Genomic DNA, 18,454 nt, shown 5'->3' with positions numbered 1-18,454 from the left:
GGCTCTTGTGGCTGTCCCTACAGGCCGTCGAGCTGGGCGAACGTCTCCGGGAGCGCCCCGGAGTTGTCCACCACGAGGTCGGCCCGCTCGACGGGCTCGTACTCGTCGCGGAACAGTTCGTACACGCGGATGTCGGCGTCCGACTCGTCGTCGGTGCGCGAGCGGATGCGCTCGCGGGCCACGGCGTCGTCGCACTCGACGGAGACGAGCCGGAAGTCGGCGCCGGCCCGGTCGGCCGTCGCGCGGGCGCCCTCCCGGAACCCCCGGGTTCGGAAGGTGGCGTCGAGCACGACGTTCCCGTCGGCGAGCGCGTCGGCCGCGCGGGCGAACAGTTCGTCGTACACGGCCTCGGCCTCCGCGTCGGTGTAGTCGGGGTCGGAGAACAGCTCCTTGCGGACCACGTCCGTCCGCAGCATGGCGGCGTCCAGCCGGTCGGCGACCTCCTCCGCGACGGTGGTCTTGCCCGCGCCCGGGAGCCCGCAGACGACGACCAGCGTGGGGGTGTTCACGGCCGAAGCGAGCGGGAGTCGCTACTAATGGTTTGCGAGTCCGGGCGGGACGCGACACCGTTTTCGGCCCGCGGGAGCGAGCCGTGGTATGTACCTCTCGCCCGCGGTGCGGACGATGCGCGACGACCCGACCGACGGAGCCGAGGCGGCGCTCGTCGTCCGCCCGGACGACGGCACCCCCATCGATGCCCTGCGCGAGGCCGTCGCGCCCCACGCGACCGTCGAGGGGGAGACGGCGTTCGGAAACCTCCACGCGCGGGCCGACGAGACGGCCGTCGCGGACCTGCTGGCCGCGCTCCCCGAGGGCGTCGCCGCCGTCGAGACGCGCGTCGTCGTCGCCGAGGAGACCGGCGCCGAGGAGTAGGACCTGTCAGCCGAACCGGCCGACTCGGCGGCGACCGACAGTCGTTTGGCTCCGGCGTCCCCCTCCGAGAGCATGGATATCGCTCCGGGCGCGTGGCGGCTGGCCGCGGTGCCCGCGCTCGCGGCGCTCCCGGCGGTCTTCCTCTTCGCCCCCGCCGGGGTCGCGCTCGCCGCGCTCGCCGTCGCCGTCGTCGCCTTCCACCGCGACCCGCCGCGGCCGGCGGGCGCGGGCGTCGTCTCTCCCGCGGACGGCACCGTCTCCGTCGTCCGCGAGGAGGACGGCCGGGTCCGCGTCGGGGTATACATGTCGCCGCTGTCGGTCCACGTCAACCGCGCGCCGCTGCCCGGCCGCGTGACCGGCGTCGAACACGTCCCCGGCGCGTACCGCCCGGCGTTCTCGAAGGACTCCGAGCGGAACGAGCGGCTCCGCATCCACGGCGACGGGCCGGCGGGCGAGTGGACCGCGGTCCTCATCGCCGGCTGGTTCGCGCGGCGCATCCACCCGTACGCCGAGGCGGGCGACGACCTCGCGCGCGGCGAGCGCGTCGGCCACATCTCCTTCGGGTCGCGCGCCGACGTGGTGATGCCCGCGGACGTGACGCGGGCGGACCTCGCCGTCGCGACGGGCGACGAGGTGCGGGCCGGCGAGACGCTGGCGCGCCGGTAGCTCTTTGCTCCGGGGGTCGCAGGCGCGGGTATGAGCGACGAGGAAACGCGCGGCCGGAGCCGCGTCACCGAGATATACGTCAACGGACTCGCCGAGGTCACCCCCGACGTGCCGGTGGGGTTCGAGGAACTCGAACGCGCCGCGCTCGACGCCATGGACGAGAAGGCGCTCGGCTACGTGAAGGGCTCGGCGGGCGGCGAGCGGACGGCCGCGAACAACGAGGCCGCGTTCGACCGCTGGCGCATCGAGCCGGAGATGCTGAAGGGCGTCGAGAGCCGCGACCTCTCGGTCGAGGCCTTCGGCACCGAGTTCGACGTCCCCGTGATGCTCGCGCCCATCGGCTGTCAGTCCATCGTGCACGAGGACGGCGAACTGGCGAGCGCGCGCGCCGCCGCGGCGCAGGACGTGCCGATGTGTCTCTCGACCGTCTCCTCGTACGCGATGGAGGAGGTTGCCGACGAACTGGGCGACACGCCGCGGTGGTTCCAGTTCTACTGGTCGCCGGACCGCGACCTCGCCGCGTCGTTCCTCGACCGCGCGGAGGACGCGGGCTACGAGGCCGTCGTCGTCACCGTGGACACGCCGCTCGTCGGCTGGCGGCCGCGCGACCTGGAGAACGCCTACCTCCCGTATCTGGAGGGCGTCGGCATCGCGAACTACACCAGCGACGACGCCTTCGTGGACCGCCTCGACCACGCGCCGGAGGAGAACACCCTCGCCACCGCGCAGGCCTTCCTCGACACGTTCGGCGACGCCTCGCTCACGTGGGACGACCTCGACTGGCTCCACGACAACACGGACCTCCCGGTCGTCGTGAAGGGTATCCTCTCGGCGGCGGACGCCCGACGCGCGCTGGAGCACGGCGCGGACGGTGTCGTCGTCTCGAACCACGGCGGCCGGCAGGTGGACGGCTCCGTCGCCGCCCTCGAAGCCCTGCCGCGGGTCGTGGACGAGGTGGGCGACGAGGCGTTCGTCGGCTTCGACTCCGGGGTCCGGCGCGGCGCGGACGCGCTGAAGGCGCTCGCGCTCGGCGCGGACCTCGTCCTGCTCGGCCGGCCCTACGTGTACGGGCTGGCGCTGGAGGGGGCCGCGGGCGTCGAGGCCGTCCTCGCGAACTTCCTCGCGGACTTCGACCTCTCGCTCGGCCTGGCGGGCCACGACTCGGTGGCGGGCCTCGACCGCGACGCGCTCACCCACGAGTCCGAGCTCCCGTAAGGTGTGTCGTGCGTTGACATCCCTGAACAAAGATTAATATACTTCCCCTTATCCGTTGACGTGAACACGGAGTCACGGAGGCCCATCATGACCACCACTTCCCACACCATCGCGTTCGCGTCCGCTTACAGCGCGGAGCGCGGCGCGGGGAAGTGGATGGTCGCGGGCAACCGTGTGCCGTCCCCGACCCGCGCCGCGTAGGCGGGAACCGTCCCGTCGTGCGAGGCGACGGGTCGGGGCTCATCTTCCTTCGACCACTCGTCTCGCACAGCGACGCCCGCGTGTCGCGACGCCCGTGTCCCTCGCGCCGCGCGAGGGTCGCCCGCCCGAACGCCAGCCACAGCACCCCCGATAGCCACCGGTGTCCCCAGCGGACGCGCGTTCGAATCGCGCCGGGGGCGTGCGATGTCAGTCCATCTACCCACCACGGAGGCGAGAGCCGACCTCGAACTCCGCGTCCCGCGCGGCGAGGCCGGCAGCCTCGACGAGGGCGCGCGGAGCGTCCTGGAGAAAGTCGACGCGGTCCGCCGCGTCGAGGTCGAACGCATCGGCGGCATGCGCCCCGACGCCTTCGACCTGTACGTCGAGGTGACCGCCGACCTCGAACTCGAACTGCCCGACGGCGCCGACCCCGCCGAAACCCTCGGCGACGGCTTCGGCGTCGTCGGCGTCGAGCGCTGCGAGGAACGATGAACAGCCCACGAACGCCCCTCCGCCGAAACCGATGCACGCACCCGACACCCGTACGCGTACAGCCGCCACAGCCGCCCGACCCGCCGCCGCGGCCCTCAGTGCCGCCCTCGCGGGCGCGCTGTTCGTCCTGACCCCGCTGGCCGTCGCCACGGCCCCCGGCCCCTGCCTCGCGGCGGTGGCTGTCCTCGTGGCGACCCCGGCCCTCCGCCTGCTCGCCCCGCCCCGCACGCTCCGCGCCGCCGCGGCGCGCGTGACCCGGGGCTGAGCCCCCTCACCCCGTCCACCGCGCGTCCGCGAGCGTCCGCTGGACCGCCTCCTCGCCCACGGCCGACGCGAGGTGTTCGTAGCCCGCGCGCTCGCCGCGGTCGGTCGCCTCCGCGACCAGCCGCGAGACGATGAACTCCGGCGTCGACTTGCCGAGTTCGCCGAACCGGGGCTGGTAATCCACCTCCAGTTCGAGGTCCGGCGTCAATCCCTCCGCGAAGATGCCGTCAACGCGCGCCCGCTCCGGAAGCGGTTCGAGGTCGCCCGCGAGGTGCGTGACGAACGCGCCGAGCGCCGCCTTCTCCGTCGTCAGCGTGACGAGGCCGTGGAGGAGGTCGGCCGCCCGTCCCGGTTCCGTGATGGCCTCGAACTCGTCGACGAGCATCAGCGTCCGGCCGTCGCGCGTCAGCGGCGGCACCACGGAGCGCAGGGTCGATTCGAGGACGCCCGCATTGAACGAGGCGTGCCGGCGGTGGAACACGACCGAATCGACCATCCCGACCTCCGCGGCCTCGGCGGGCACGGGCAGTCCCATCAGCGCGAGCAGCTGGACCTGACACATCGTTTCGAGCACGGTCGTCTTGCCGCCCGAGTTCGCGCCCGTCAGGACGGCGACGCGGTCGCCGCTCGGCACCGCGAGGTCGTGGTCCCCGACCGCGTAGTCGACCGGGCGGACGTCGACACCGGCCTCGAGCAGGTCGAGGTTGCGCGCGCCCTCGACCGCCAGCGCGTCGTGTTCGACGACGGCGGGCCGCGTCAGGTCGTACGCGAGGGTGAACCGCGCGAGCGACACGTCGAAGGCGAGGTCGTCCACCGCCTCGACGGCGCGGTCGAGTTCGGCGCGGGAGTCGGCCACCCTCCCGCGGAGGTCGTCCGCGACGGCCGTCTCGCGCTCGTCGGCCCGCGTCCGGAGGTCGGTCGCCAGCGCGCGCAACCCCTCGGTGACGAACGACGAGGCGTCGACCGCGCCGTCGGGAGCGGCGTCGCGCACCTCGGCGCTCGGCAGGCCCGCCTCGTCCGCGACGTGGCGGACGAACGCCGCCTCGAACTCGGAGGCGTCGCGCGCGCTCTCCTTCACGGCCGCGAGCACGCCGTCGGGGTCGGCGGCCATGTCCTCGACCGCGCCGAGCGCGTCGCGCAGACGGTCGAGTTCGTCGTCCGCGCCCGCCCCCAGTCGGTCCTCGCCGTCGAGCGCGCGCAGGGCGACGGCGGCCTCGGCGAGCGCGTCGGTATCGAGGTCGGCGACGGCGGCGAAGGCGCCCGACTCGACACCCGTCTCCGCGAGCGCCACGGCCGTCTCCGCCGCCGACAGGTCGCCCGCCGCGCCGTCGTTCGTCTCGAACGCCTCCAACACCGCCGCGCGCTCCCCGTCGTCGAGCGCGCGCCACGAGTCGGCGGCGGCCTCGACGGCGTCCAGTCGCGCCTCGACCTCGGCGCGGTCCGTCAGCGGCGTGAGGACGCGCACCCGGTCGGCGGCGTGGCGCGTGACCGCGTACTCCTCGGCGAGCGCGAGCAGGTCCTTGTACACGTCGCGCGCGTCGCGGGTGGCGAGGGTGTCGAGTCCCGCGCCCCCGTTCGCGCGCCGGAGGATGCGCGTCGCCCGGCCGGGCGCCACCCCCGCGTCCACGAGCGCCCGCGAGTCGGCCGACTCGATGGCCGCGACGGCCGCTTCCGTCCCGAGCGCGTCCGAGAGCAGCGACGCCGTCTTCGGGCCGACGCCCCAGTACTCCTGTAGTCGCATACGCCCACGTGTCGCGGCCGGGGTATCAAGCACACGGCGCGCGCCCGCCACCCGCTCACATAACCTTCCGTGAGCAAAAGGTTCTTATAGGAACTATCTTCAGAATATAAGTGTAATGGAGGGTCCCACACGTCAGCGAGAGCGCGAGACGGAGACCGAGAAAGAGGCCGAGGAGGCCGGCTGTCCGGAGTGCGAATCCGACTCGCTCGTCCAGAGCGGGGAGGGGGAACTGATGTGCGACGACTGTGGACTGATCCTGGAGGAGGAGAACATCGACCGCGGGCCGGAGTGGCGCGCGTTCAACCACTCGGAGCGCCAGTCGAAGTCCCGCGTCGGTGCCCCGACGACCCAGACGATGCACGACAAGGGGTTGACGACGCAGATCGACTGGAAGGACAAGGACGCGTACGGTCGCTCGATTTCGTCGGAGAAGCGGTCGCAGATGCACCGCCTGCGGAAGTGGCAGGAGCGCATCCGCACCAAGGACGCCGGCGAGCGCAATCTGCAGTTCGCGCTCTCGGAGATCGACCGCATGAGTTCCGCGCTGGGCGTGCCGCGCTCCGTGCGCGAGGTCGCCTCGGTTATCTACCGACGCGCGCTCAAGGAGGACCTGATTCGGGGCCGCTCCATCGAGGGCGTCGCCACGTCGGCGCTCTACGCCGCCTGCCGACAGGAGGGCATCCCGCGCTCGCTCGACGAGGTCGCGGAGGTCGCCCGCGTCGAGCAGAAGGAGATCGGCCGGACGTATCGCTACATCGCACAGGAGCTCTCGCTCGGCCTCGAACCCGTCGACCCGGTCCAGTACGTGCCGCGCTTCTGCTCGGAACTCGGCCTCTCCGAGGAGGTCGAACAGAAGACCCGCGAGATAATCGAGGTCACGGCGGAGAAGGGGATGCTGTCGGGCAAGTCGCCGACGGGATACGCCGCCGCCGCCATCTACGCGGCCTCGCTTTTGTGCAACGAGAAGAAGACCCAGCGCGAGGTCGCCGACGTCGCGCAGGTGACCGAGGTCACCATCCGCAACCGCTATCAGGAGCAGATAGAGGCGCTCGACATCCACTGACGCCGCGGCGCCGACTGTACCCTTTTGTCGCTCGCGCGCGCCGGTAGGGTATGAGCCGCTTCGACCCCGCCGACCTGCGCTCGGAGGCCACGCTCGCCGACCGGGACCACGAGACGATGACGGTGGAGGCGCCCTTCACCGGCGACGAGTTCGCGACGCTGCCGCTCGGCGACGAACGGGACGTCGAGACCGCCTTCGACGCCGCCCGCGAGGCACAGGGCGCGTGGGAGGCCCGCGACCCGGCCGAGCGCGCCGACATCCTGCTGGAGTTCCACGACCTGCTGTTCGAGGAGTCCGGGCCGCTGCTCGACCTGATGGTGGAGGAGTCGGGGAAGGCGCGCCGCCACGGCTACGAGGAACTGCTCGACGCCGCGCTGTGCGCGCGCCACTACGCCTACCGCGCGGAGGGGTACCTCGCCGACGAGTCGCGCAAGTCCCCGATGCCGGGGCTCGTGGACGTGGAGGTGAACTACCGCGCGAAGGGCGTCGTCGGGGTCATCTCGCCGTGGAACTACCCCCTCACGCTCGCGGTGTCGGACGCCGTCGCCGCCCTGCTCGCGGGTAACACGGTCGTCCTCAAGCCGGCCGAGCAGACGACCTACACCGCGCTCGCGGCCCTGCGGCTGCTCCGCGAGGCGGGCCTGCCGCGCGACGTCTTCCACGTCGTGCCGGGGACGGGCCCGGACGTGGGCGAGTCGCTCGTCGCGAACAGCGACTACCTCTGTTTCACCGGGTCGGGCGCGACGGGGAGCATCGTCGCCGCGCAGGCGGGCGAACACCTCATCGACTGCTCGCTCGAACTCGGGGGGAAGAACCCCGCTGTCGTGTTCCCGGACGCGGACCTCGACAAGGCCGTGCGCGGCTTGATTCGGGGTTGTTTCACCAACGCCGGACAGCTGTGTATCGCCGTCGAGCGCCTCTACGTCCACGAGGACGTGCGCGCCGAGTTCACCGAGAAGTTCGTCGCCGCGGCCGAGCGGCTCGACGCCCGCGCGGGCGACGACTGGGGCGTCGAGATGGGGTCGCTCGTCTCCGCCGACCAGCTGGAGAAGGTGTCGAGCCACGTCGAGGACGCCCGCGACGCGGGGGCCGAGGTGCTGACCGGCGGCGAGGCGCTGCCGGAGGTGGGACCGTACTTCTACGCGCCCACCGTGTTGACGGACGTGACGGGCGAGGCCGACCTCCACGACCAGGAGACGTTCGGCCCCGTCGTCTCGGTGTACGGCTTCGAGGACACCGACGAGGTCGTCGCACGCGCTAACGACTCCGAGTACGGGCTGAACGCCTCCGTCTGGTCCGGGGACGCGGAGCGCGGCCGCGAGGTCGCCCGCCGCATCGACTGCGGGACGGCGAACGTGAACGAGGCGTACGCGCCGGCCTTCATCGCCCACGACGCCCCGATGGGCGGCATGGGCGACTCGGGGGTCGGTCGCCGCCACGGCCCCGACGGCTTCTACCGCTTCACGGAGCCGCAGACGCTCGCCACGCAGGAGCGCGGAGAGATAGACGCGCCGCCGGGCGTTCCCTACAAGTGGTACGCCGCGGCCATGAAGCGCCTGCTGAAGGCCGTCCGCGACGTGCCCGGCATCCGGTGACCGGCGGCACCTACACCCTGCTCCTCGACCTGCCCGCGTCGGCGACTATCGAGGTGGGCGCGCTCGGCGAGCACGACTTCCCCGCCGGCGCGTACGCCTACACCGGGTCGGCGCTCGGGACGGGCGGCTTCGCGCGCGTCGAGCGCCACCGCGAACTCGCGGCGGGCGAGCGCGAGGTCCGCCACTGGCACGTCGACTACCTGCTCGGGCACCCGGACGCGGACGTGGTCGGGGACGTGCGCACCGAAGCGGCCGTCGAGTGTGCGGTCGCCCGGGCGCTCCCGGAGGGAACCGTGCCGGGCTTCGGCGCGTCGGACTGCGACTGCCGGAGCCACCTCGCGTACGCTCCGGAGGGAGAGTCGCTCGCGGCGGCCGTGCGCGCGGCCCACGACGCGGTCGGGTGACTACGCCCGCGCCCTGCTCGTGAGGTAGATACCCCCGAGCACCACCGCGCCGCCGGCGACGGTGATGAGGCCGGGTATCTCGCTCAGAACCAGGAGCGCGAGCAGCGTCGAGCCGACCGGCTCGCCGACGAGCGAGACGCTCACCACGGAGGACTCGACGTGGGCGAGCGCCCAGTTGATGACGGTGTGGCCGAACAGCCCCGGACCGACGGCCATCCCGAGGAACAGCGCCCACTCGCGGGGCGGATAATCGAAGAGGGGGTCGCCGAGCGCGAGCGTGTAGGCCAGCAGTCCCCCCGCGCAGACGACGTAGACGACGGTGACGTAGGGGACGAGCGCGACGCGCTGGCGGACCGAGCGGCCGGCGAGGACGTACGCTCCGGCGAAGACGGCTCCGGCGAGCGCCAGGGCGTTGCCGACGAGCGGGTCGGGGGCGGTCCCCGGATTGAGGAGGCCGTCGAGGCTCATCAGCGCCGACCCGGCCAGCGCGACGAGGATGCCGATGACGGTGCCCCGCGAGAGCTCCTCGTCGAGCAGGAAGGCCGCGCCGACGGCGACGAAGGCCGGCTGGGTAGTGACGAGCGTGACGCTCGCGGCGACGGTAGTGCGGTCGACGGACTCGAACCACGCGGCGAAGTGGGCGGCGAGCGCGACGCCCGCCAGCAGCGCGGAGAGCAGGTCGCGCCCCCGGAGCTTCCCGAACTCGCCGCGCGAGCGGTAGGCGAGCGGCGCGAGCAGCAGCCACGTCAGGGAGACGCGCCAGAAGGCCATCGGCCCCGAGGGGGCCGCCGACAGCCGGATGAGGATCGCGCTCGTGGAGACGGCGACGACGGCGACGGCGAGCGCGGCCATCGGGGGGACGCGCTCCTCCACGGTTGCGAGGAGTGACACGCCTCAGGCTTCGGCGGCCGGGGCTTGACGGTTACCCTTCGAGCAGCCGCTTCGTCTCGCGGTGGCGGAAGCGGAACATCGGCGCGAAGCCGACCGGTCCCGACAGCGGCGCGAGCGCCTCCCCGAGCGGGCCGCCCGGCAGGCGGTACTCCACGCGGTCGGAGACGAGCGTCTCGCCCTCCTCGTTCTCGTAGAACCGGTGGGTGTGCTCCCAGTGGGGGAACGGCCCGTCCTCCATCGTGTCGCGGAAGTACGCGCGCCCGGCCTCGGGGTCGTACTCGCGCTCGGTGATGACGGAGGTCCACGACTGTCGGCCCACCGAGCCGAGCGGCCCGAGCGACATCCCGATGCGGGCGCCCGCCTCCAGCACCTCGGGGTCCTGCTCGCCGTCCGGCCCGACGACGCGCTCGATGTCGAGGTCCATGAACCCGGGCGTCAGCGCGGTCAGCCCCTCGACGCGGGAGTGGAACTCCCACACCTCGGAGAGCGGCGCGTCCACCCACGTCTCGCGGTGGTAGGTCGGCATACCCGGACATGGGCCGGACGGGCGAAAAGGGGCGCGGTGGCGGCCGTTATTTGAGCCGCTCCTGCAGGAACGAGGGGTGGGCCTCCTCGACGCCGTCGACGGCGAGGATGGACTCGGAGATGACCGTCCCGACCTCGTCGCCGTCGCCGCCCCGGACCTCCGCCATCAGCGTGTGGTCGCCCGAGGAGGCGTACAGCGACTCCACCTCGTCGAGGTCGGCGAGCGCGCGCGACGCCTCGACGTACTTCTCGCTCGCCACCTCGATGCCCACGAGGGCGATGGAGCGGGACGCGAGCTTCTTCGGGTCGATGTCGGCGGAGTAGCCGACGATGACTCCCTCCGACTCCAGTTTGTCCACGTACTTGCGGACCGTGGGCTTCGAGACGCCCGCGCGGTCCGCTATCTCGGCGTAGGAGGCCTGCGCGTCCTCCTCCAGCACCGAGAGGATGCGTTCCTCGGTCGTCCTCGCGCTCATGGCACCCTTTTCGCGTGCCGGAAAAAATATCTTCCGTATCCGAAAGTCCGCTGTGTCCGGCTCGAACACCGGTCCCGCCTCGCCCGTTCTGTTGTCGCTCCGAGGGTGACCGCCCCGCGTCGAGACGCCCACAGCCGTCGCCGACGGGGCGCTCGTCCGAGCCCCGGGTTCGTTTCTCGCGGGGCCGTATCGTACGAAAACGCCAGCAAGAGCGCCGTTTCCGGTCGACATAGTAACCCTCTTCAGTCGGGTTCCCACAGAACGGCCAATGGGCGAGGACAGTGAGGGTGCTACCGACCGGGAGCACACCGACACCGACGCCGTGCGGACGCGCTACGACTGGAGCGAGACGACCCCCTCGGCCGCCGTAGCCGAGGTGCTCGCCGTGGCCGCGGACCGCGACCCGACCGAGACGGAGCCGCTGTACGACTCCATCGACCCCGACGCGCTCGACACCCTCGTCGCCGGGGGGACCGGCGCGGACGGCCGGGAGCCGACGACCGTCACCTTCGAGAGCGGCGGCTTCCGCGTCACCGTCACCGGCGACGGCGAGGTCGTCGTCAGGTAACCGTCACTCCGGGGTGACCACGTCGCAGGGGTGGCCCGTGTCCCTGGCGTGGGACTCGGCGCGCGACTCCGCGCCGACCCGCGAGGGATGGAAACAGAGCTTCCCGCAGCGACGGCAGTGTATCTCGTACACGTCACCTCCCCGTGTCGGCCGCGGGGTTAGTTACGCGCGCCCTACACCGGCCGGGCGGGCGCGCCGACGACGGTGACGCCGGGCGCCACGTCGTCGAGCACCGCCGCGCCCATCCCGAGTTCCGCGCCGTCGCCGACGGTTACTCCCGTTGCCACCGCGACGTTCGGGTGGACCGTCACGCGCGCGCCGACGTCCGCGCCGCCCGCCAGCCCGCTCGCGAACGCGACGGTCGTGTCCGGGCCGACGCGCGCGCCGTGGGCGACGTGGACCCCGCCGCTGAGCTTCGCCCGCTCGCCGACTCGCGTCTCCCCGAACACCGCGCGGTCGACGGCGGCGTTCGCGCCTATCTCTACCTCGGCGGCGACCCGCACCGTCCCGACGTGTTGCCGGCGGACCAGCCGACCCTCCTCGTCGCGGACGAAGCCGAACCCCGGACAGCCGAGCGCCGCGCCCGCCCGGACCCTGACGCCGTCGCCGAGGGTCACGCAGCCGGCGACGTAGGCGTTCGGCCCCACCGAACACCCCTCGCCGAGCGTCGCGTCCGGCTCGACCGTCGCCGTCGGGTGGACGCCCGTCGCCCGCTCGCCGGCGTCGAACGCGGCGTCCAGCACGCGCACGAACGCCAGTTTCGGGTTCGGGTGGACGACGAGCGTCCGCGCGTCGAGGTGGCCGAGAGCCGGTGGGCACACGACCACGCCCGCGTCGGAGGCCCGGACGGCCGCGGGGTCCTCGTGGACGCAGAAGGCGAGGTCGTCGGGGCCTGCGGCGTCGAGCGCGTCGAAGCCACGGACCGCGCGCTCGGGGCCGCGGTGGTCGGCGCCGACGAGCGACGCGACCGCGAGCGAGGAGAGCTGCCCGTCCGTCGGCGCGCGCGCTGTATCCATCGGCCGCGGCTCCCGACCCGGCGGGCTTCGTTATGCGGCTCGTACCGCGGGCCGCGGGCGGGCCGCCCGAGGCTATGGCGACGATAACAAAGCCGCGAACCGCCCGAGGTCGGCCACGTTCGGGCACGGTCCCGACGGCAATCATGTACGAGGGCAAGACAGTGGCCGCGGTCGTACCGGCGTACAACGAGGAGGGACACATCGGGGGCGTGCTGGACTCGCTCCCCGGGTTCGTGGACAGGGCCTACGTCGTCGACGACGGCTCGACGGACGGGACGTGGGCCGAGATACGCGACCGCGCGACCGGCGACCTCCCGTCGGGGGAGCGGCCGCGCCCCCGCGACGGCTCGGGGTCGCTCGGGACGGACCGCTGGGCGCGCGACATCGGCCCCGAGCGGTCCGGGACCGAGGTAGTCCCCATCCGCCACGCGGAGAACCGCGGCGTCGGCGCGGCGCTGAAGACCGGCTACCGCCGCGCGCTGGAGGACGGCCTCGACGTGACGGCCGTCGTCGCCGGGGACGGCCAGACGGAGCCGGACATCGTCGAGCGCATCGTCGCGCCGGTCGCCAAGGGCAGGGCCGACTACGCCAAGGGGAACCGCCTCGCGGCCGGCGACCGCGACGCGATGCCGCGGTTCCGACAGGTCGGCAACTTCACGCTCTCGCTGCTCACGAAGATAGCGAGCGGCTACTGGCGCGTGATGGACCCGCAGAACGGCTCGACGGCCATCTCGCGGGAAGCGCTCGCCGACGTAGGTATCGAGGAGATGTACGAGGACTACGGCTACTGTAACGACCTGCTCGTCCGACTCAACGTCGCCGGCGCGCGCATCGCGGACGTCCCCCGCCGCGCCGTGTACGAGGACGAGGAGAGCCACATCCGCTACCGGAGCTACATCCCCAAGGTGTCGGCGCTCCTCCTGCGGGACTTCCTGTGGCGGCTGAGGGAGAAGTACCTGTTCCGGGAGGCCCACCCCCTCGTCGGACTGTACGGGCTCGGCCCCGCGACGGCCGCGTGGGGTGCGCTCCGGTCGCTCCGGCGGCGCTCGGACGGTCCCCTGCTGTTCGTGCTCGGGCTGTTCGCGCTGGCGGGCGCGCTCGTGCTCGACGCGGGCGAGAGCCGCCACCTCGACACCCCGGTGCGCGACGACCGGGCGGACGCGACCCCGGAGCGCGTGTCGGAAGCGCCCGAGCGTGAGCGCGAGCGGTCGCCCGCGCCCGCGGTCGAGCCGCCGGAAGGCGGCGCATAACAACGACCGGCGGGGCGGTGGGTCCCGTCGATGTCGCTCCGAACTGCCGTCGTCGGCGGGGGCGCGGTCTCCCGCATCCACCTGTCAGGTATCGCCGAGAACCCCCGCACCGACCTCGTCGCCGTCTGTGACATCGACGAGGGGCGCGCGACCGCGCTCGCCGACGAGTACGGCATCGTCGCCTACACGGACACGACCGACCTGCTCGCCGCCGAGTCGCTCGACTGGCTCCACGTCTGTACCCCCGTGGCGACCCACTTCGACCTGGCTCGGGAGGCCATCGAGGCCGGCGTGCCCGTCCTCGTCGAGAAGCCGATAACCGAGACGAGCGAGGCGGCCGCGCGGCTCGCGCGCCTCTCCGAGGAGCACGGCGTTCCGGTCTCCGTCGTCCGCAACCACCTGTTCACCTCGGCGATGCGGCGCGTCCGCGACGCGGTGGGGGCGGGCGACCTGGGCCGCGTCCGCGCCGTGGACGTGACCTACACCGGCAACACCTGGCCCGACGAGCCGAACCGCGGCGCGTGGACCTTCGACCTCCCGGGCGGGGAGTTCGAGGAGGGGATTCCCCACCCCGTGTACGTCGCGCTCGGCGTCGGGGGTTACCCTGACTCGACGGACGGCTTCTCGGCCACGACCGCCCGCGTCCGCGAGTACGAGCAGGGGTTCACCTACGACGGCGTGAACCTCGACTGGGCGACCGACGACGACACCCTCTGTTCGGTGTCGGTGCTCGCCGGCGCCGTCCCCCAGCGGCTCGTCCGCGTCCACGGCGCGGACGCGTCGCTCACCGCCGACCTCGTCTCGGGGACCGTGCTCGAACTCGACCGCGACTACAAGGCCTCGGCCGCCTCGCGCGCGCTGAACGACCTCGACCGGGCCGGCGACAGGATGGTCGGCCTCCTCGACAACGCCGCCGAACTCGTCCGCCGCCGCCGGCTCGACGGCTGGGAGCGGGCGATGCGCGGCAACGCGCACAACGTCCAGTTCGACCGCGAGGCGCGCGCCCTTGAGGAGGGCACCGCGCCGGTCGTCCCCCCGGAGAACGGCGAGTGGACCATCCGCGCGATGGAGGCGATACGGGAGGCGGCCGGCGAGCGGGCGGCCGCGCCGGAGCCGACGACGGACTGAGTTTCGAGTATCGGATTACCCCAGGAGGTCCCGCAGCCCGACGCTCAGCGGCACCTCCGCCTCGAAGCCGAGGTGCTCTTCGGCGCGCTCGGTCGCCGCGCAGCTGTGGCGCACGTCGCCCTCCCTGGCGTCGGTGTGCTGTATCGGGCTCGTCGCGCCCGTCGCCGAGCGGATGTGCTCGGCCAGCTGGTTCACCGTCACCGCGGTGCCGGTCCCGACGTTGAACGCCTCGCCGACGGCGTCGGTCGTCGCCGCCGCGAGGTTCGCGCGCACCACGTCGTCGATGTGGACGAAGTCGCGGGTCTGCTCGCCGTCGCCGTGGACCGTGAGCGGCTGGCCGCAGCGCGCCTGCTCGAGGAACGTCGTCACGACGCCGCTGTACTGGCCGCCGGTCTGGCCCGGCCCGTACACGTTGAAGTAGCGGAGCGCGACCGTCGGGAGGCCGTACAGCTCGTGGTAGAGGCGCGCGTAGCGGTCGGCCGCGAGCTTGCTCACGCCGTACGGCGACACCGGCTCGCACGGGTGCGACTCGGCGACCGGCGTCGTCTCCGGGTGGCCGTAGACGGAGGTGGTCGAGGCGAGGACGACCCGTGCGTCGGCCTCGCGGGCACGTTCGAGGACGGCGAGGGTGCCCCCGGTGTTCACGTCGTGACACCGGGTCGGCGCCTCCACCGACCGCGGGACGGACACCATCGCGGCCTCGTGGAAGACGACGTCGGCGTCGGCCATCGCCTCGGCGAGCGCGTCGTCGTCGCGCACGTCCCCCTCGACGAGCGTCGCGTCGTCGGGGACGCGCTCCCGGCGGCCGGCCGAGAGGTCGTCCAGCACGCGCACCTCGGCGTCGCCGGCGAGGGTCCGCGCGATGTGGCCGCCGACGAACCCCGCGCCGCCCGTGACGAGCACGGTCCGGCCCGCGAGGTCGCCGACCGCGGCGTCCGTCTCGCCCGGCCGCGCGAGCGAGGCGGTCATTCGATGTACCCCAGCCCGCGGAGGCGGTCCTCGACGTCCCCGGCGTCGGCGCGGTCGGTCCGCGGCGCGGGCGACGACCGCTCTCGGGTCCGGTACTCTCGGGTCTCGACCTCCCTCGTTCCGGGCCCGGAGTCCGGCCGGAGTATCTCGTGGAGGACGCGGCCGTCCGCGCCCGCGGGGACCGGCTCACCGAGGACGTGGAGCAGGGTCGGGGCGAGGTCGACGACCGACGCCGCGGCCGGGGCCGACCCGGGTGCGATGTCCGGTCCCCACGCGAGCAGGACCCCCTCGCTCCGGTGGCTCGCGTTCACGGACTCGGGGTCGGTGAACACCGCGTCCGCGAGCGAGGTGGAGACCTCCAGCGGGTCGCGCGCGTCCACGACGAGGTCGGGCGCGCCCTCCCCGTCGCCGCCCTCGTACACGTCGAGCGCGGCCTCCCCCGTCTCGGGGTCGGTCACGTCGCGCAACATCGCGGCCACCTCGGCGCGCACCGCCGGCACGTCCTCGGGCGCGACCGTGCCCGCGGCGAACCGCTCGGTGTCGTTCACGTAGACGAGCCCCGGCCCGTAGCAGAAGGCGGTCGTGTTCGGGTAGTCCACGTCGAAGAGGACGTGGTCGCCCGGGACGGTCGCGGCGACGCCCCTCACGAGCGCGTCGGGGAGCGCCCGGACGAGCGCGCGGTCGTCGATGCCGACGCTGCCGAGCGCGCGCTTGACGCCGGCCTTGCTCACGCCGAGGCGTGCCAGCGTCCCCCTGCTCGCCGACCCCTTCCGGGCGAGGTAGCCCGCCTCCGCGAGCGCCGTGTTCACGTTCGCGTGCCGCTCGACGGGGCCGAAGCCGTGGTCGGAGACGACGTACAGCGTCGCCCCCCGCTCCTCGACCGTCTCCATGACCTCCGCGAGCACGTCGTCCAGCCGCTCGTAGTGGTCGAGCAGGACGTCCTCGTCCCACACGAGGTGTTGGAGCCGGTCGGGCGCGGTGAACACGAAGAAGAGCAGCCGCCACGGTGCCGGCTCGTCTTCGGCGAGCAGCCGGAACAGCTCGCGGCGCGCCTCAACCATCTCGCCGATGTCCGCGACGAGCGCGTCGGGGTCGTCGGCGTAGTCGGCCCATGAGAGGCCGATGCGGTAGTCCGGGATGCGCTCGGCGACCTCGTCGGCGAGTTCGGGCGGGTGGGTGAACCCCTCGCCCGCGCCCGTCGAGCGCGACAGCATTCCGGCGACGAGCTTTCCGTCCACCTCGCCCGCGGGGTAGGTCATCGGGACGTTGCCGACGTGGGCCGGCGACACCATCTCCCACAGCCGGGGGTGGCGGCAGGCGTTCGCGCCGTACAGCTCGTGGCCGTAGTCGCGCGTGAGCCGGCGGAACCCGTGGATGCCGTGCTTGTCGGGCCAGACGCCGGTGGCGATGGAGGGCCACGCCAGCGGCGTCGTCGGCGGGGTGGTGCTCGCGAGGGGGCCGGCGGCCCCCTCCCGGCGGAGGCGCGCGAACGCCGGCAGCTCCCCCGCCTCGGTCCATCGGTCGATGAGGTCCCACGGGACGCCGTCCAGTCCGAGGACGACGGCCCGGTCGTCGGGTCGGTGCGTGGCCATCTCTCGGGTCGCCCTCCCGGCGGTTCGGGCTTTGTTATGGACCGCTTGTCCCGCGCCCCCCGAGCAGCCGGGCGACGCGGCCCGGGTCGAGCAGCCCGAACGCGACCGCGAGCACGGCCCACACGGCCGCGCCCGCGGCTATCACGCCGGCGAGCGTCGGGAGGCTCCCGACGTAGGGGAGCAGCGCGAGGACGGCCAGCGCGACCCCCGCCGCGACGACACAGCTCCACAGCAGGTCGCTCGCCATCGTCGCCGGGTCCGTGCCCAGCTCCTCGTGGATGAAGTAGACGTTCGCGGCCGTGTAGCTCCCGTAGGTGAGGACGGTGGCGACGGCCGCGCCGACGACGCCGACGAGCGGGACGAGCCACAGCGTGAGCGCGATGTTCGTCGCGGCCATCGTCCCCTGGGCCGCGGCGCGCGACCGGGCGCGCCCGAGGAAGTCGAGCCCGTCGTTCGTGATCTTGTTCACGGCGTTGACGGCGACGAACCCCGCGAACACCCGGAGGACGGGGACCGCGCCCGCGTACGCGCTCCCGAGCACGAGCGTCACGAGCGGGCCGGCGACGAGCGCCAGTCCCGCCGCCGCGGGCACGTAGAGCAGCAGGACGTGGCGCAGCGACTCGTGGTAGAGGCGGGCCGCGCGCTCGCGGCGCCCGCCCGCGGCCTCGTCGCCGAGCGCGGGCGAGACGGTGAAGCCGAGCGAGGCGACGGGCATGGCCGCGAAGTCCGCGACCTGTTTGGCGACCGTGTAGTAGCTCACGGCCGTCGCGTTCAGCAGGACGCCGACGATGACGGTGTCGGCGCGCTTATCGACGACGTTCGCGCCCTTCGTCACGGCGAGCGGGAGGCTGTACTCGGCGAGCCGTCGCGAGAGCCCCGGCTTCGCGGGGGCACGGTCGAGGGTCCGATACGTCGTCCGGTAGAGCACGGCGAGCCCCACGGCGACGGCGAGCGCGAACCCGACGACGTAGCCCGCGAGCGCCCCGGTGGCGCCGAAGCCGAGCGAGACGAGGACGACGACGAACCCGAGCCGACCGAGGTTCGAGACGACCGTGAGCCGCGCGCTCCAGACGACGCGGTTCAGCCCCTGGAACACCACGGAGCAGTAGCTCGACAGCGACCGGACGAGGACGTAGCCGCCGCCGACGGCGAGCAGGGGCGCGACCGCCGGCTGGCCGAGCAGACGGGCGAGGGGGCCGCTCGCGGCCGCGAGCGCGATGCCGACGGCGAGCCCCAGCCCGAGCAGCCACGCGAACGACCGCCGGAGGACGTGGCGCACCTGCGGCGGGTCCGACTCGGCGTACTCGACGACGTAGCGGGCGGCCGACTTCGGGAGGCCGAGCGAGGCGAACAGCCCGACGACGCTCACCACCGACAGCGCGAAGAACAGCCGCCCGTACCCCGTCGGGTCGAGGAGGTAGCGCGACAGCAGCACGACCAGCGCGGCGTTCACCCCGGCGCGGGTCGCCTGCGCGACGAACGACGCCTTCACGCCGCCGGCCAGCCGCTCGCGGAGGTCCGCCAC

21 protein-coding genes are annotated in these 18,454 nt (G+C 73.3%); 11 read left to right on the top strand and 10 right to left on the bottom strand.

The window, feature by feature from the left end:
- Positions 1 to 17: 17 nt before the first annotated feature.
- On the bottom strand, positions 18 to 509 hold the full coding sequence (locus tag P2T37_RS12530; protein WP_276234291.1) for a P-loop nucleotide/nucleoside kinase family protein: 492 nt from the start codon (positions 507 to 509) through the stop codon (positions 18 to 20).
- Between the two features lie 88 nt (positions 510 to 597).
- On the opposite strand from P2T37_RS12530, the gene P2T37_RS12525 reads away from it, so the two are divergent.
- The 3 genes from P2T37_RS12525 (at position 598) to P2T37_RS12515 (ending at position 2,754) form a co-directional block, all read left to right on the top strand.
- Positions 598 to 873, top strand: a complete 276-nt coding sequence (locus tag P2T37_RS12525; protein WP_276234290.1) for a hypothetical protein — start codon at positions 598 to 600, stop codon at positions 871 to 873.
- Between the two features lie 72 nt (positions 874 to 945).
- Positions 946 to 1,539, top strand: a complete 594-nt coding sequence (locus P2T37_RS12520; protein ID WP_276234289.1) for a protein sorting system archaetidylserine decarboxylase — start codon at positions 946 to 948, stop codon at positions 1,537 to 1,539.
- A 30-nt stretch (positions 1,540 to 1,569) separates the two neighbouring features.
- A complete protein-coding gene (locus P2T37_RS12515) occupies positions 1,570 to 2,754 on the top strand; it encodes an alpha-hydroxy-acid oxidizing protein (protein WP_276234288.1) in 1,185 nt (394 codons plus the stop codon).
- A gap of 125 nt (positions 2,755 to 2,879) precedes the next feature.
- Here P2T37_RS12515 and P2T37_RS12510 read toward each other — a convergent pair whose 3' ends face one another.
- A complete protein-coding gene (locus tag P2T37_RS12510) occupies positions 2,880 to 3,023 on the bottom strand; it encodes a hypothetical protein (RefSeq protein ID WP_276234287.1) in 144 nt (47 codons plus the stop codon).
- 136 nt (positions 3,024 to 3,159) lie between these two features.
- Between P2T37_RS12510 and P2T37_RS12505 the strand changes: the two genes are divergently transcribed.
- Positions 3,160 to 3,447, top strand: coding sequence for a hypothetical protein (locus tag P2T37_RS12505; RefSeq protein WP_276234286.1), 288 nt, complete (start codon positions 3,160 to 3,162; stop codon positions 3,445 to 3,447).
- Between the two features lie 31 nt (positions 3,448 to 3,478).
- Positions 3,479 to 3,712: a hypothetical protein gene (locus P2T37_RS12500; RefSeq protein ID WP_276234285.1), complete on the top strand. Its 234-nt coding sequence runs from the start codon at positions 3,479 to 3,481 to the stop codon at positions 3,710 to 3,712.
- A 6-nt stretch (positions 3,713 to 3,718) separates the two neighbouring features.
- Here P2T37_RS12500 and P2T37_RS12495 read toward each other — a convergent pair whose 3' ends face one another.
- Positions 3,719 to 5,452 (bottom strand): MutS-related protein, encoded by a 1,734-nt coding sequence (locus tag P2T37_RS12495; RefSeq protein WP_276234284.1) that lies wholly within the window; start codon positions 5,450 to 5,452, stop codon positions 3,719 to 3,721.
- A gap of 115 nt (positions 5,453 to 5,567) precedes the next feature.
- Here P2T37_RS12495 and P2T37_RS12490 point away from each other — a divergent pair, with 115 nt between their 5' ends.
- From P2T37_RS12490 to P2T37_RS12480, 3 genes are read left to right on the top strand one after another with little or no spacing between them, the layout of a single operon-like run.
- Positions 5,568 to 6,515 (top strand): transcription initiation factor IIB, encoded by a 948-nt coding sequence (locus P2T37_RS12490; protein ID WP_276234283.1) that lies wholly within the window; start codon positions 5,568 to 5,570, stop codon positions 6,513 to 6,515.
- 50 nt (positions 6,516 to 6,565) lie between these two features.
- Positions 6,566 to 8,110 carry a succinic semialdehyde dehydrogenase gene (locus P2T37_RS12485; protein WP_276234282.1) on the top strand — a complete coding sequence of 515 codons (1,545 nt, stop codon included), beginning with the start codon at positions 6,566 to 6,568 and terminating at the stop codon, positions 8,108 to 8,110.
- Positions 8,107 to 8,514, top strand: coding sequence for a GIY-YIG nuclease family protein (locus P2T37_RS12480; protein ID WP_276234281.1), 408 nt, complete (start codon positions 8,107 to 8,109; stop codon positions 8,512 to 8,514). Before P2T37_RS12485 ends, P2T37_RS12480 begins: the two co-directional genes overlap by 4 nt.
- Here the strand turns inward: P2T37_RS12480 and P2T37_RS12475 are convergent, their stop codons facing one another.
- From P2T37_RS12475 to P2T37_RS12465, 3 genes are all read right to left on the bottom strand, one after another.
- Positions 8,515 to 9,366 (bottom strand): DMT family transporter, encoded by an 852-nt coding sequence (locus P2T37_RS12475; RefSeq protein ID WP_276236179.1) that lies wholly within the window; start codon positions 9,364 to 9,366, stop codon positions 8,515 to 8,517.
- Positions 9,367 to 9,436: 70 nt separating this feature from the next.
- Positions 9,437 to 9,931, bottom strand: a complete 495-nt coding sequence (locus tag P2T37_RS12470; RefSeq protein ID WP_276234280.1) for an SRPBCC family protein — start codon at positions 9,929 to 9,931, stop codon at positions 9,437 to 9,439.
- 46 nt (positions 9,932 to 9,977) lie between these two features.
- Positions 9,978 to 10,406: an Lrp/AsnC family transcriptional regulator gene (locus tag P2T37_RS12465; RefSeq protein WP_276234279.1), complete on the bottom strand. Its 429-nt coding sequence runs from the start codon at positions 10,404 to 10,406 to the stop codon at positions 9,978 to 9,980.
- A 268-nt stretch (positions 10,407 to 10,674) separates the two neighbouring features.
- Here P2T37_RS12465 and P2T37_RS12460 point away from each other — a divergent pair, with 268 nt between their 5' ends.
- Positions 10,675 to 10,974, top strand: coding sequence for a HalOD1 output domain-containing protein (locus P2T37_RS12460; RefSeq protein WP_276234278.1), 300 nt, complete (start codon positions 10,675 to 10,677; stop codon positions 10,972 to 10,974).
- A 173-nt stretch (positions 10,975 to 11,147) separates the two neighbouring features.
- Here the strand turns inward: P2T37_RS12460 and P2T37_RS12455 are convergent, their stop codons facing one another.
- Positions 11,148 to 11,990 carry an LpxD N-terminal domain-containing protein gene (locus P2T37_RS12455; RefSeq protein ID WP_276234277.1) on the bottom strand — a complete coding sequence of 281 codons (843 nt, stop codon included), beginning with the start codon at positions 11,988 to 11,990 and terminating at the stop codon, positions 11,148 to 11,150.
- A gap of 143 nt (positions 11,991 to 12,133) precedes the next feature.
- On the opposite strand from P2T37_RS12455, the gene P2T37_RS12450 reads away from it, so the two are divergent.
- Both P2T37_RS12450 and P2T37_RS12445 read left to right on the top strand, forming a co-directional pair.
- Positions 12,134 to 13,240, top strand: coding sequence for a glycosyltransferase family 2 protein (locus tag P2T37_RS12450; protein ID WP_276234276.1), 1,107 nt, complete (start codon positions 12,134 to 12,136; stop codon positions 13,238 to 13,240).
- A gap of 30 nt (positions 13,241 to 13,270) precedes the next feature.
- Positions 13,271 to 14,368 carry a Gfo/Idh/MocA family protein gene (locus tag P2T37_RS12445; RefSeq protein WP_276234275.1) on the top strand — a complete coding sequence of 366 codons (1,098 nt, stop codon included), beginning with the start codon at positions 13,271 to 13,273 and terminating at the stop codon, positions 14,366 to 14,368.
- A gap of 15 nt (positions 14,369 to 14,383) precedes the next feature.
- On the opposite strand, the gene P2T37_RS12440 is transcribed toward P2T37_RS12445, so the two are convergent.
- Genes P2T37_RS12440 through P2T37_RS12430 form a run of 3 tightly spaced genes read right to left on the bottom strand, consistent with a single transcriptional unit; the run spans position 14,384 to position 18,454 of the window.
- Positions 14,384 to 15,337, bottom strand: a complete 954-nt coding sequence (locus tag P2T37_RS12440) for an NAD-dependent epimerase/dehydratase family protein (protein ID WP_276234274.1) — start codon at positions 15,335 to 15,337, stop codon at positions 14,384 to 14,386.
- Positions 15,334 to 16,929: an alkaline phosphatase family protein gene (locus tag P2T37_RS12435; RefSeq protein WP_276234273.1), complete on the bottom strand. Its 1,596-nt coding sequence runs from the start codon at positions 16,927 to 16,929 to the stop codon at positions 15,334 to 15,336. Before P2T37_RS12435 ends, P2T37_RS12440 begins: the two co-directional genes overlap by 4 nt.
- 34 nt (positions 16,930 to 16,963) lie before the next feature.
- Positions 16,964 to 18,454 carry a flippase gene (locus P2T37_RS12430; protein ID WP_276234272.1) on the bottom strand — a complete coding sequence of 497 codons (1,491 nt, stop codon included), beginning with the start codon at positions 18,452 to 18,454 and terminating at the stop codon, positions 16,964 to 16,966.

The sequence above is a fragment of the Halosegnis marinus genome, assembly GCF_029338355.1.
Classification (GTDB): domain Archaea; phylum Halobacteriota; class Halobacteria; order Halobacteriales; family Haloarculaceae; genus Halosegnis; species Halosegnis marinus.
This window is presented reverse-complemented; position numbering and strand designations above follow the sequence as displayed.